Source organism: Methylobacterium sp. Leaf113, from assembly GCF_001423325.1.
GTDB lineage: Bacteria > Pseudomonadota > Alphaproteobacteria > Rhizobiales > Beijerinckiaceae > Methylobacterium.
Genome location: NZ_LMNJ01000012.1, coordinates 255,847 through 268,522, shown reverse-complemented (window position 1 = coordinate 268,522; position 12,676 = coordinate 255,847). Strand labels below are relative to the sequence as shown.

The window sequence follows — 12,676 nt, the reverse complement described above, 5'->3', positions numbered from 1 at the left end:
CGGGGCCTTCGAAGGTCCCGGACGCCCTTCAGACGAGGCTGCGTTCGATCGCCTCCTCGTCGCAGACGATGCCAGCGGCGCGCACGTATTCGAGGCCGAGCGGATGGGTGAGGGCAGGGGCCGTTCCGGCTTCGGTGAAGGCCTCCAGGAAGACCCGCATCACGTGCGCCACCGCGACCGGCGTGACCGAGCGCAGATCGTCGGCATAGTAGCGGCCGGCATTGGCAGTGCTGGTGACGATCTCGTAGGCGGGGAAGTAGACGGCGCGCGGCTCGGCCGCGACGATCTCCTCGGCGGCGACCCGCAACGCCGCCTTGCTGTAGGTGTTCGAGACCAGCACGTGCCGGTCGGCATAGGTGGCGATCAGCGGCACCGGCGACACCGTGAGGATCACCCGCGCGCCCGGGTTCACTGCGAACAGGCGCGCGAGGAAAGCCAGCATGTCGTCGCGCACGTCGCCCGCCCGCGCATTCACGAAGGCGTAGGTCTCCGGGTCGAAGCTGCCGCCGATGACGCCGGGAGCGACGGGCAGCATCGCGCCGTCCGGCCGGTGCATCCAGCCCTCGGTCAGCCCGAGGGTGAAGACGAAGACGTCCAGGGTCTCGAACATCGCCCGCACCGCGGCGAGATGCGTCGCGCGCGCCGCCTCCAGGGCCTCCGGATCGGGAAAGCCGTCCGGTTCGATGCCCGGACGGAACGGGTCCACGAGGCGCCCGTCCGGGCGCGTCCAGGCCGCGAGGGCCGGTGCGTAGGTCCCGTAAGCGCGATCGAAGAGCTGCAGCAATTGGCGGGCGGTGTAGACGTTGCCGTACCGGGCCGAATAGGTGCCGTATTGCCGGTCGGCCGCGATGTCGGGGGCCAGCCCCTCGGGCGCCGTCTCGGCGAGGTAATGCCCGAAGCCGGCCTCGGTCAGGGCGCGGGCGACGTGCTGGGCGAAGCACGAGCCGGCCGTCGCCACCCGGGCGTCTCGCGCGATGGTGAAGCGCTCCGACGGCCCCGGGGCGAGGGCGAAGGGTGGCACCCCGGCCACCACCTTGCGCCAGAATCGCTCGGCCGGTAGATCGGCGTAAGGGTTCATCACCACGGCGGCATCTCCATCCGATCGCTCACGCATCTGCCGCGCACCACCACTCCGTCGGGTTCCCTCGCGGCGCGGGTCGCACCCCTGGCGCGCTCGGTCTCATCGTTGAGATCCTGGGCGGGAGCATGGCGCAGGGCGGCCCCCTCCGTCGATCCGACCCGCACCGGTCCGCGCCTCGCCGTGCTGGGAAATTGCCAGGCCGAAGGGGTCGCCCAGGCGCTGCAGCTGCTGGTCCCGACCGCTCGCGTCGCGCTGATCCCCCTGGGGCGTCTCACCCGGCACTACGGAACCCTCGATCGCCTGCGCACTCACCTGGACGCTTTCGATCACGTCTTCACGCAGTTCTTCCCCACGGGCTTCGTCGAGGGCGGCAACGTCCACGCCCTGGCGGAGGGCGACCCACGCGTCCGCCTGTTCCCCACCATTCTGTTTCCCGGCTACCACCCCGACATGGTCCATGTCGGCGATGTCGGCGCGCTCTCCGCAGCGCACCTCGTGCGCTCGCCGGTCGGCCCCTACCACTCGGCCATCATCCTGTGCGCCTATCTCGAGGGCCTGAGTCCGGCGGACACCGTGGCCCTGTTCCGGGACTCCACCTACGCGCAGCTCGGGTATTACGAGGCCTGGAACGAGGCGGCGGCCTACCTCCTCGGCGGCGGCCGCGACATGGTCTTTCCGCTGGAGGCGGATCTTGCCCGGTGGTCGCGCCGCGGCTGCTTCATGCATGTGCTCAACCACCCCAAGCTCTTCGTGCTCGCCGACATCGCCCGCCGCCTCGCCAGCGAAGCCGGGCTCGCGCCGGTCGACGTGCCGGTGGAGGATTACCTGCCCGACGAACTCGCCGCCGACGTCGTCTGGCCGCTCTATCCGGATTTGGCCGCGCGCTACGGCCTGCCGGGAACGATGGTGTTCAAGGACAAGGCCCGCGGCGCGGCCTTCCCGAAGCTCTACGACCTTCCGGCGTTCGTCGCGGCGAGTTTCGCGATCTATCGGCGGCACGATCCGGCGGCGCTCGCGTGCACCCGCGTCGAGGCCTGGCGGGCCGATCCGGCGGTCCGGGCGATCTTTCGGGCCTGATCGCCGGGGCTCAGGCCAGCGCGGCGCGGGCGTCCTCGCTCCGGTCGGCCGGCCCCGTCCGCATCAGAGCGCCGGTCAGATCCACCACATCCTGGATGCGAAACGGTTTGCCGAGAAAGACGCTGTCCGGCACGGCGCGCCGGTCGCTGCAGCCGCTGGTCGAGGTGTAGATCACCGGGCAGTCCGGATTGAACTGCCGGAAGGCGTCCGCGACCGTCCAGCCGTCGATGAGGCCCGGCAGGTTGATGTCGGTGAGGAGGAGAGCGAACCCGCCCTCGGGACTCGCAGGCTGGGTCCCGGCCCGCCGGATCGCGGCGATTGCGGCCTCGCCGCTGGAAACCGACACCACGGCAATGCCGCTCCGCTCGCAGAGGCCAGTGAGCATGTCGAGGAGCAGGTAGTTGTCCTCCACCATGAGGACGTGACGGTGTCGCATCGATCGCACCAGAGGCTTTGCACCCTCGACTTGGTCCGATATTGGTTAAGTGACGATCAACGGATGCAGTGTTTCGGCGAAGTCGCGGTTATGGCGTCGTCGTGGCTTCGGCAAAAACGTGGCCACAGGACTTCTCGGAACGCCCCATGCCGGATCATCCGCTCCCCGAAGCCGGGACGTCCCCGGCGCGGTCCGGGTCGGTCGCTGCGATGCGCCCGGTCTACGATCCCGGGACCCTGACCGAACTCGAAGGCATCTTCGGCCGTCCGCGGCTGATGGACCTGCTCGACCGCCTCAGGACGGAGATCGCCCAGCGCCTGCGGGCTCCGGCCTCGGACCGGGCCACCCTCGGCCACGATGCCCACACGCTGCTCTCGGTGAGCGGGTCGCTCGGCTTCAACGAACTGTCCGGCCGCTGTGCCGAGATGGAACGGGCCTGCCTGCAGGGCGCCGACCTGACGCGGCCGCTTGCGGCGGCACAGGCGGCCGCCACCAACGCGATCGCGGCGATCGAGATCCTTCGGGATCGCCGCTGACGCGACTCAGACGAAGACGGATCGCATCGGACGATCCCGGCGGCACCTCAGGTTCAGTCCCACCTGTTGCCGCTGCGCAACAACCTGATCCTTAACGGTGGCGGCCCGGCCGATGTGCTGCCGATGTCCTGCCGATGCCGCAATCGCGCGCGATTCCGAACCCTGTCGTCGCGGATCGACCTCCGGTCTTTCCGCGCCGCGCTCGGGTCCGCATCCCAGCAATCTGGCCGGATTCGAAAAGGGTTGCTCAAGGTTGACGGAACCTTCGCTTAACCGAGATCGCCTAAGAACCGCCCATGCGGCCCCGAGGGGGCCCCACGAGGCGCCGTCGCCCCGATCATGATCGATTTGGCGGCACTGCCCGAGGAGAACAGGATCATGTCCATGACCGCGCGCTTCCGCGTGTTTCCGCTGGCGGCCGCCCTCTGCGCCGCTCTCAGCGTCGCCGCCTGTACCAATGACAAGGATCTCGCCGACGCGTCCGGGTTCGGTGCCGGTGGCGGCGGCCTGAACGGCGGCGCCAATACGCCCGGCAGCGCCCAGGACTTCGTGGTGAACATCGGCGACCGCGTGTTCTTCGAATCGGACTCCACCGACCTGACCTCCACCGCCACCGCCACCCTCGACAAGCAGGCGAACTGGCTGCAGCGCTACCCGCGCTACACCTTCCTGATCGAGGGCCACGCCGACGAGCGCGGCACGCGCGAGTACAACTTCTCGCTCGGCGAGCGGCGCGCCCAGTCGGTCAAGGATTATCTCGCCTCGCGCGGCATCGCGGGCGGACGCATCCGCACGGTCTCCTACGGCAAGGAGCGTCCCGTGGCGGTCTGCAACGACATCTCGTGCTGGTCGCAGAACCGCCGCGCCGTCACCGTGCTCGACCGGGGCGCCGGTTCGTAAGCCACCGGACGCCCCCGTCGCCGTGCCGCGCGTGCGGCGACGGGGTCTCGTATTCGCCAAGGCACAACGCTTCGAAAAATCGCCGGGCAGGTCGGGCGGGCCGCACCGGGCCGCATTTTTGCCGTGCGGCACGGCATTTGGTATCGGACGGGTTCTGTCCCCGGGACAACGCCCTCGTCCTTTGACCACCGGTAACCACCGCCATGCTTGCCCGCCTCCTCCGCGCAACCCGCCTCGCTGTCGCGACGGGCCTCGTCTCGGGACTTCTGCTGTCGGGATCTCCGGTGCCGTCCCAGGCGCAGGATGCGTCGGACTTCGTGGTCCGGCTCAACCGGCTGGAGAATCAGTCGCGTCAGACCGCCGGGCAGATCGAGACGCTGCAATACGAGAATCGCCAGCTCAAAGAGCAGCTCCGCAAGTTCCAGGAGGACGTGGAGTTCCGGCTTCAGGAGATGAAGGGCGGACGCCCAAGCGCCCCGGCGGGCACCAATCCGGCCGCGGCCAAGCCGCAGAAGCGCAGCGACGCCTTCGATCCCGACCAGAACCCCGGTCGTCCCGGCGCCCCGATGCAGCTCGGGACGCCGACCGCGCCCGTCGCCGAGGCGCCGCGCATGCGCAGCGTGCCTCCGACGGTCGTGGATTCCGACGACGACGAGCCCGGCCTGACCCCGCCCGGCCTCGGCGGCCCGGTGGACCTGACGCCGCCGGCGCGGGTTCCCACCACGGGCGCGCTGCCGAATCCGCCGCGGCCCGGCAGCGTCGCCGCCACCGGAACGGGCGATGCCCGCGCCGACTACGAGACCGCCTACGCCTACATCCTGCAGCGTCAGTACGAGCAGGCCGAAATGGGCCTGCGTCAGTTCATCCAGTCCCATCCGCGTGATGCGCTGGTACCGGCCGCGACCTACTGGCTCGGCGAGAGCTACCTGCAGCGCAACCGCAATCGCGAGGCGGCCGAGCAGTTCCTGAAGGTCTCGACCGATTACGCCCGTTCGGCCCAGGCGCCCGACGCCATGCTGAAGCTCGGCGCCTCGCTCAACGCGCTCGGCGCCCGCGAACAGGCCTGCGCGACCCTGGCGGAACTGGAGCGGAAGTTTCCCTCGGCCAGCGCCAGCGTCCGCCAGGGCGTGAGCCGCGAACAGAAGCGCGCGCGCTGCGCCGCCTGACCATCGCGCCGGAGACGGTCGAGGCCGCGATCCGGCCCTGGCTCGGCACCGAGGCGGTGCTGCTCGCGGTCTCGGGCGGGCCGGACTCGACGGCTCTCATGGGTGCGGCCGCGCGGGCCGGGTCCGCCGCGCCGCTCCACGTCGCCACCATCGACCACGGCCTTCGCCCGCACTCCGCCGCCGAGGCTGCCGCGGTGGCAATGGCCGCCCGGACCCTCGGCCTGCCGCATCGGACGCTGGTCTGGACCGGACCGAAGCCGGCCAGTGGTGTGCAGGCTGCGGCGCGCGCCGCGCGCTACGAACTCCTGGCGGCGCATGCCGAGTCCCTCGGCGTCGGCCTCGTGCTGACCGGCCACACCCGCGACGATCAGGCGGAGACGGTCCTGATGCGGCTGCTGGCGGGGAGCGGCCCGGCCGGCCTCGCGGGCATGCGCCCGACCCGTGATCTGACCTCCTCGATCCGCCTGGGGCGGCCCTTCCTGGGCCTCGCGAAAGCCGACCTCGTCGATTACTGCGCGGCGCGGGGACTGGCCTTCATCCGCGATCCCTCGAACGGCGACGACCGTTACGCCCGCGCCCGCCTGCGTCGCCTGCGGCCCGACCTCGACCGGGAGGGACTGAGCACCGACCGCCTGTGCCGCCTGGCGGAGCGCTGCGGCCGAGACGACGCCGCCCTGGCCGCGTGGGCCGGCACGGTCTTCGCGGCTGCGACGACGTCGCAGGCCGGGGGGACGATCCGTCTCGACGGCACCGCCCTGCGCGCCGTGCCGGAAGCGGTGCTTCTTCGTGTCGCGAGCTTGGCCGTCACCCGCCTTACCGCGACGTGGGACCATTCCGTCGGCCGCGAGCGCCTGGAGCGTCTGGAGCGTCTGGTCCTCGACGGGCTGGTTCCGGCGCTGCGCAGCGGCACGCCTCTGCGTCGGACCCTGCGCGAGACCCTGTTCGAGGTGACCCGCACCGGTGATCTCGTCCTGAGACCGGCTCCGACGCGCCGGACACACGGGACTGCGTCGCAGCATTAGGACTGTGTCGAAGCATTAGGCTTGTCACCCGAAGGTTCGGACACGGCCTTGTCGCCGCTTCACGCCCATGGCTACGTCGCTGCGGCCGCGTGCCCATGGCTGGGTCCATGACATGGCCGGCACGTCGACTTGGCAAGGGGTGACTCGCTGCCTACATTGGGAGCGAGCGTCAGGATTGACTCGCCCCATTTCGCGCGGCGGGCCCGGACGCCTCCAGGGAAAGATCGATGAACCCGAATTTCCGCAATTTCGCCTTGTGGGTCGTCATCTTCCTGCTCGTGCTCGCCCTCGTGACCCTGTTCCAGAACCCGGGTCATCGCGGTGGCGGCTCCGAGATCGCCTACAGCCAGCTTCTGAACGATGCCGATTCCGGCAAGATCCAGACGGTTGTGATCTCCGGGCAGGACGTCAGCGGCACCTATGTGGGCGGCGGCAACTTCACCTCCTACGCCCCGAATGATCCGAGCCTCGTCTCGAAGCTCCAGAGCAAGGGTGTGCAGATCACCGCGCGCCCGCCATCGGACAACACGCCGTGGTTCATCCAGTTGCTGGTCAGCTGGTTGCCGATCCTGGTGTTCATCGGCGCCTGGATCTTCCTGTCCCGCCAGATGCAGTCCGGCGCGGGGCGCGCCATGGGTTTCGGCAAATCGAAGGCCAAGCTGCTGACCGAGGCTTCCGGCCGCGTCAGCTTCGACGACGTCGCTGGCGTCGAAGAGGCCAAGGAGGATCTGCAGGAGATCGTGGAGTTCCTGCGCGACCCGCAGAAGTTCCAGCGCCTCGGTGGCCGTATCCCGCGCGGCGTGCTCCTCGTCGGTCCCCCTGGTACGGGTAAGACCCTGATCGCCCGGGCGGTCGCGGGCGAGGCCAATGTGCCGTTCTTCACCATCTCGGGCTCGGACTTCGTCGAGATGTTCGTCGGTGTCGGCGCATCCCGCGTGCGCGACATGTTCGAGCAGGCCAAGAAGAACGCCCCCTGCATCATCTTCATCGACGAGATCGATGCGGTCGGCCGTCATCGCGGCGCCGGCCTCGGCGGTGGCAATGACGAGCGTGAGCAGACCCTGAACCAGCTCCTGGTCGAGATGGACGGCTTCGAGGCCAACGAGGGCGTGATCATCATCGCGGCCACCAACCGGCCGGACGTGCTCGATCCCGCTCTGCTGCGACCGGGCCGTTTCGATCGCCAGATCATGGTGCCGAATCCCGACGTCGTCGGCCGTGAGCGCATCCTGCGCGTCCACGTCCGCAAAGTGCCGCTGGCGCCGGATGTCGACCTCAAGGTCATCGCCCGCGGCACCCCGGGCTTCTCGGGTGCCGACCTGATGAACCTGGTCAACGAGTCGGCGCTGCTCGCCGCCCGTCGCGGCAAGCGCATCGTCACGATGCACGAGTTCGAGGACGCCAAGGACAAGGTGATGATGGGCGCCGAGCGGCGGACCCTGGTCATGACCGAGGACGAGAAGCGCCTGACCGCCTATCACGAGGGCGGCCACGCCATCGTGGCCTTCAACGTGCCGGCGACCGATCCCGTCCACAAGGCGACGATCATTCCGCGCGGCCGGGCGCTGGGCATGGTCATGCAGCTGCCCGAGCGTGACAAACTGTCGATGTCGTTCGAGCAGATGACCTCGCGCCTCGCCATCATGATGGGCGGACGTATCGCCGAAGAGATGACCTTCGGCGCCGACAAGGTGACATCGGGCGCTCAGTCCGACATCGAGCAGGCCACCCGCCTCGCTCGCATGATGGTCACCCGCTGGGGATTCTCGCCCGAGCTTGGCACCGTTGCGTACGGCGAGAACAACGACGAGGTCTTCCTCGGCATGTCGATGGGCCGGCAGCAGACGGTGTCGGAAGCCACCGCCCAGAAGATCGACGCGGAAGTTCGTCGCCTCGTCGAGACCGGCCTGGAAGAGGCGCGCCGCATCCTCAGTGAACACAAGGACGACCTCGAGGCCTTGGCGCAGGGGCTGCTCGAGTACGAGACCCTCTCGGGCGATGAGATCAAGAACCTCATCGCCGGCCGACCGCCGATCCGCGATGCGGGCGATGGTCCGACCACCCTGCGCGGGTCGTCGGTCCCGTCCACGGGTCGCGGTCGTCCCCGCGGCAGCGACGGCCTGGAGCCGCAGCCCCAGGCCTGATCGCCACCGCGCGAACCGATCGCTCCGACACCACGAGCCCGCCTCCGGCGGGCTCGTTCGTATCAAGTCTCCACGAATGCTGGTTCGGGTTCCTCTATCGCCCGTGATCCCGCAACTGGATCTTCAGGCTGTCGGGTGCATAGATCCTGACGCATCATCTCCGATGAGGCTGGGAGAACGGCGTCCGGAAACGGAGCTGGCCTCCTCGGCTCAAGACTAGAAACGGGACGCGAAGATCATGGCGCGCAAGTATTTCGGCACGGATGGTATCCGGGGCCGCGCCAACGGCGTCATCACGCCGGAACTCGCCCTCAAGGTCGGTCAGGCCGCCGGCCTGGTGTTTCAGCGCGGCGATCATCGTCATCGCGTCGTGATCGGCAAGGATACCCGCCTGTCGGGCTACATGATCGAGACCGCCCTGATCGCCGGCTTCACCTCTGTGGGGATGGACGTGCTCCAGCTCGGGCCGATGCCCACCCCGGCTGTGGCGATGCTGACCCGCTCCATGCGCGCCGATATCGGGGTGATGATCTCGGCCTCGCACAACCCGTTCGAGGATAACGGCATCAAGCTGTTCGGGCCGGACGGGTTCAAGCTCAACGACGACGTCGAGCACGAGATCGAGGCCCTGATCGACGGCGAGTTGCACAAGCGTCTCGCAGGCTCGCGCGATCTCGGACGCGCCAAGCGCATCGAGAGCGTGCATGCCCGCTACATCGAGTTCGCCAAGCGTTCGCTGCCGCGCAACATCACCCTCGACGGCCTGAGGATCGTGGTCGACTGTGCCAATGGCGCGGCCTACCGCGTGGCGCCCGAGACCCTGTGGGAACTCGGCGCGGAGGTCATCGCCATCGGTGTCGAGCCGGACGGCTTCAACATCAACCGCGACGTCGGATCGACCGCACCGGCCGCGCTCTCCGCCAAAGTCCGGGAACTGCGCGCCGATATCGGCATCGCCCTCGACGGCGACGCCGACCGTGTCCTCATCGTCGACGAGAAGGGCCAATCGGTCGACGGAGACCAGCTGATGGCGGTGGTCGCCCGCTCGTGGAAGGAGGACGATCGCCTGACCCAGCCGGGCCTGGTCGCGACCATCATGTCCAACCTCGGCCTCGAGCGTTACCTTGGCGGGATCGGGCTTAACCTCGCCCGCACGGCCGTGGGCGACCGCTACGTGCTCGAGCACATGCGCGAGCACGGCTACAACCTCGGCGGCGAGCAATCCGGCCACATCATCATGTCAGACTACGCGACCACCGGAGATGGCCTCGTGGCCGCTCTCCAGCTGCTCAGCGTCGTCAAGCGGCAGGAGCGCCCCGTGAGCGAGGTCTGCCACTGCTTCGAGCCGTTGCCGCAGATCCTCAAGAACGTGCGCTATCGCTCCGGCGAACCTCTGCGGGCGGATTCGGTGGTCACCGCCATCGCCCAGGCCCGCGAGCGCCTCGGCAATTCGGGGCGCCTCGTCATCCGCCCCTCGGGCACAGAGACGGTGATCCGCGTCATGGCCGAGGGCGACGACCGGCGCCTCGTCTCCGAGGTGGTCGACGAGGTCGTGGAGGCGGTGACCAGGGCGGCGGCCTGAGAGGTCCGATACCGGGATCGAAGCCCGGCCTCAAATCCGGTCCTCATCCGCCGGCGCGACTTCGCGCCAAGCGGCCAGGAGGGCCGCAAGCAGCGCGTCCTCATCGGCCTCCCAGAGATTGAGATTGGTCCAGCCCCGGCGGCCCCAGGCGCCCTCGATCGCCTCGAAGCGGTCGGGTTCAGCCTCGATCCATTCCGCCTGCTGGGCGCGCGACAGGCGCAGAACCACTCGCTCTTCCTCGACCCAGAGCGTCGCGAAGATGCGTCCCCACACGCGGAAGTCGGGATGGCCGCTATGGGCGCCCTCGACGACTTCCGGCAGGGCACGGGCCAGACGCCGAACATCCTCGGGTTTCATGGTCACGAACGCGACGTCTCCCTGGTCATCGTGAAGCGCGATGTCTCTTGCTGGACGATGCTCGCAAGTGCCCGTCGCAATACAACCAAACCGGTGTCAACGCTTCGGCAAGGATAAGATTTAACGTTAAATCCGATTTAACACTTCCCCACCATGGTGTCCTCGTCATCCCGCCGGCGTCTTGAGCTTCCGGCACACGGTCGATTGAAGGACATCCGATGCGCCGCACCAAGCTGTCTGCCTTGGCGCGCTCGATCACGCTCATTGTGAGCGTGGCAGCGCCCTGCCTCGCCCAAGCGGCGGATCTGCTGCCCCCGCTGCCGCCCGAGCCGCTACCCCCGCCGGTCGAGATCGGCGGCGGCTGGTACCTGCGCGGCGATGTCGGAGTCGGCGCGACCAATGTCGGTGCCATCTCGACGACGGTGCATGGCGAGGGCCTTCCTTCAGGCTACCGCTACGATCAGAAGTCGGTCGAGGACAGCTACTTCGCCGGCGGCGGCGTCGGTTACCAGTTCGGCAGCTACTTCCACGGCGACATCACGGCGGAATATCGGGGCGGCAGCAAGTTCCGCTTCCAGGACAGCTACGACTCCGTCTGCGGCGGCGACAACGCCTATCCGTGCAAGGGCGTGAACGCCTACAACGCCAACCTGTCGTCGGTGGTGGTGATGGCCAACGGCTACATCGATCTCGGCACCTGGTACGGGGTCACGCCCTTCGTCGGCGGCGGCGTCGGTACCGCCTTTCACCGCCTGAGCGGATTCAACGATTCCGGCTTCGGCGCCGCCTCGGGTGGCTACGGCTACGCCAAGGACAAGAACACCAACACCTTCGCGTGGGCCGCCATGGCGGGCCTCGGCTACAGCGTCACCCCGAACGTGAAGCTGGAACTCGGCTATCGCTACATGAACCTCGGCCATGTCGGCTCCAACCCGGTGACCTGCATCAACGATCCGGGCTGCGGCGGCGCCGTCTACAAGATCAAGGACATCACCTCCCACGACGTCCGGATCGGCATGCGCTGGCTGCTCGGAGGCGTCGTCGCCCCGGCGGTCGTCGAGTACCAGCCCGAGCCCGCCCCGCTGATCCGCAAGTACTGATCCGGAAACGACAGTCGGGAGCCGCCAAGCCGCCCTCGTCGTCGCGACCGCTGAACGTTCATCAAGCACCGATCCAAAACGGCCACGACAGCGGGAGACCGCTCGCGTGGCCGTTCTGCTGTGTCGCATGGGGGTGAAATCCTCAGGTGACGAAAACCTTTTCGCAGCAGAGGGTTAGGGTTAAGTCCTCTCTAACGCTTCCCGTGCAGGATCGCCAGAACGGCAATCCGCACCGCGTCTCCGGCGCCCGGTCTGCCACGCGTACCGTGAGTTCGAGGGCGTTATGGCCGCACACCGATTCCGCACCGCGACGGCACTCGCCCTCGCACTCTCCGCATCCGGCTGGGCCACGACCGTACGGGCCGCCGATCTTCTGCCGCCCCCGCCGCCGCCGATCGCACCGGTAGCGATTGGCGAGGGTTGGTATCTGCGCGTGGACGCCACCGTCAGCGACTACGCCCGGCCGCGCGATGCAACGCCGCGACCGGCCGACGGCAGCCCGATCGTTCCCCTGACGCGCATGAGCCTCGAGACCGTGCCGGGTTACGGCGGCGGCATCGGCTACCGGATCAGCAACTGGCTCCGCGTCGACGCCACGATCGATCAGCGCATATCCGCGCGCTACAGCGCCTATTCGTCCGGGTCCAATTTCGTGACCGGCTACAATGTCGAGGCGGGCCAGATCGACGTGCTCACCGGCCTCGTCAACGTCTATGCCGATCTCGGCACCTGGTGGGGCCTGACGCCCTATATCGGCGGCGGCATCGGTTTCGCCGACAAGCGTTTCGCCAAGGCCTACACTCAGACCACCTGCATCCTCGAATTCTGCGACAACAATGCGGGCACGGGCCCGCGCGACGCGGTGCGCCGGCCGAGCCGGTCCGTCACCTCCCTCGCCTGGGCTCTCACCGGTGGCGTCTCCTACGACATCGGCCATGGCCTCAGCCTCGACACCAGCTACCGCTACGTCGATCTCGGCCGGGCGAAGACCGGCGTCGATGCCTTCGGGTACGATTCGCGTCTGAAGGATCTGGCCTCGCACGAGGTCCGGGTTGGCTTGCGCTACCGCTTCGCCGACGCCTCCGGTCGCCTGCCCGGCCTGGCGGTCCCGAGCTGGAGCCGGAATCCCTACGAGTAGGGGAGGGGACCCACAGGCTCTCGGCGCACCTCGTTCGGGGGAGCGTCGGAGCGCCGCGTCCTCCCGAGTCCCGTCCCGCCACGGGACGGCTCTCCACTACATCAAATCGCAAACCGCAACGGAGCGTTAAGGTTACT

General features: G+C 68.5%; 12 protein-coding genes. 9 read left to right on the top strand and 3 right to left on the bottom strand.

Features of this window, described 5'->3' with window-relative positions; all coding sequences use genetic code 11:
* Nucleotides 1-28: 28 nt before the first annotated feature.
* Nucleotides 29-1,078: a GSCFA domain-containing protein gene (locus ASF60_RS10380; protein WP_056184348.1), complete on the bottom strand. Its 1,050-nt coding sequence runs from the start codon at nt 1,076-1,078 to the stop codon at nt 29-31.
* Between the two features lie 108 nt (nt 1,079-1,186).
* On the opposite strand from ASF60_RS10380, the gene ASF60_RS10375 reads away from it, so the two are divergent.
* Nucleotides 1,187-2,158, top strand: a complete 972-nt coding sequence (locus ASF60_RS10375; RefSeq protein WP_244478386.1) for a WcbI family polysaccharide biosynthesis putative acetyltransferase — start codon at nt 1,187-1,189, stop codon at nt 2,156-2,158.
* Nucleotides 2,159-2,168: 10 nt separating this feature from the next.
* Here ASF60_RS10375 and ASF60_RS10370 read toward each other — a convergent pair whose 3' ends face one another.
* A complete protein-coding gene (locus tag ASF60_RS10370; protein WP_082507854.1) occupies nt 2,169-2,594 on the bottom strand; it encodes a response regulator in 426 nt (141 codons plus the stop codon).
* A gap of 146 nt (nt 2,595-2,740) precedes the next feature.
* Between ASF60_RS10370 and ASF60_RS10365 the strand changes: the two genes are divergently transcribed.
* The 6 genes from ASF60_RS10365 (at nt 2,741) to glmM (ending at nt 9,944) form a co-directional block, all read left to right on the top strand.
* Complete coding sequence (locus tag ASF60_RS10365) at nt 2,741-3,130, top strand: Hpt domain-containing protein (protein ID WP_082507853.1); 390 nt, start codon at nt 2,741-2,743, stop codon at nt 3,128-3,130.
* A 378-nt stretch (nt 3,131-3,508) separates the two neighbouring features.
* Nucleotides 3,509-4,030 (top strand): peptidoglycan-associated lipoprotein Pal, encoded by a 522-nt coding sequence (gene pal, locus ASF60_RS10360; protein ID WP_056184345.1) that lies wholly within the window; start codon nt 3,509-3,511, stop codon nt 4,028-4,030.
* A 203-nt stretch (nt 4,031-4,233) separates the two neighbouring features.
* Nucleotides 4,234-5,196: a tol-pal system protein YbgF gene (gene ybgF / locus ASF60_RS10355; protein ID WP_056184066.1), complete on the top strand. Its 963-nt coding sequence runs from the start codon at nt 4,234-4,236 to the stop codon at nt 5,194-5,196.
* A 56-nt stretch (nt 5,197-5,252) separates the two neighbouring features.
* Nucleotides 5,253-6,218, top strand: coding sequence for a tRNA lysidine(34) synthetase TilS (tilS, locus tag ASF60_RS10350; RefSeq protein ID WP_082507852.1), 966 nt, complete (start codon nt 5,253-5,255; stop codon nt 6,216-6,218).
* A gap of 227 nt (nt 6,219-6,445) precedes the next feature.
* The gene (gene ftsH, locus ASF60_RS10345) at nt 6,446-8,362 is read left to right on the top strand and encodes an ATP-dependent zinc metalloprotease FtsH (RefSeq protein ID WP_056184061.1); all 1,917 of its coding nucleotides are present in this window, start codon (nt 6,446-6,448) and stop codon (nt 8,360-8,362) included.
* Between the two features lie 238 nt (nt 8,363-8,600).
* On the top strand, nt 8,601-9,944 hold the full coding sequence (gene glmM, locus ASF60_RS10340) for a phosphoglucosamine mutase (protein WP_056184059.1): 1,344 nt from the start codon (nt 8,601-8,603) through the stop codon (nt 9,942-9,944).
* 30 nt (nt 9,945-9,974) lie between these two features.
* Here the strand turns inward: glmM and ASF60_RS10335 are convergent, their stop codons facing one another.
* Entirely contained in the window at nt 9,975-10,301 is a 327-nt protein-coding gene (locus tag ASF60_RS10335; RefSeq protein ID WP_082507851.1) for an MmcQ/YjbR family DNA-binding protein, read from the bottom strand.
* 218 nt (nt 10,302-10,519) lie between these two features.
* Between ASF60_RS10335 and ASF60_RS10330 the strand changes: the two genes are divergently transcribed.
* A complete protein-coding gene (locus ASF60_RS10330) occupies nt 10,520-11,401 on the top strand; it encodes an outer membrane protein (RefSeq protein WP_056184054.1) in 882 nt (293 codons plus the stop codon).
* A 283-nt stretch (nt 11,402-11,684) separates the two neighbouring features.
* Nucleotides 11,685-12,539, top strand: a complete 855-nt coding sequence (locus tag ASF60_RS10325; RefSeq protein WP_056184052.1) for an outer membrane protein — start codon at nt 11,685-11,687, stop codon at nt 12,537-12,539.
* Nucleotides 12,540-12,676 lie beyond the last annotated feature (137 nt).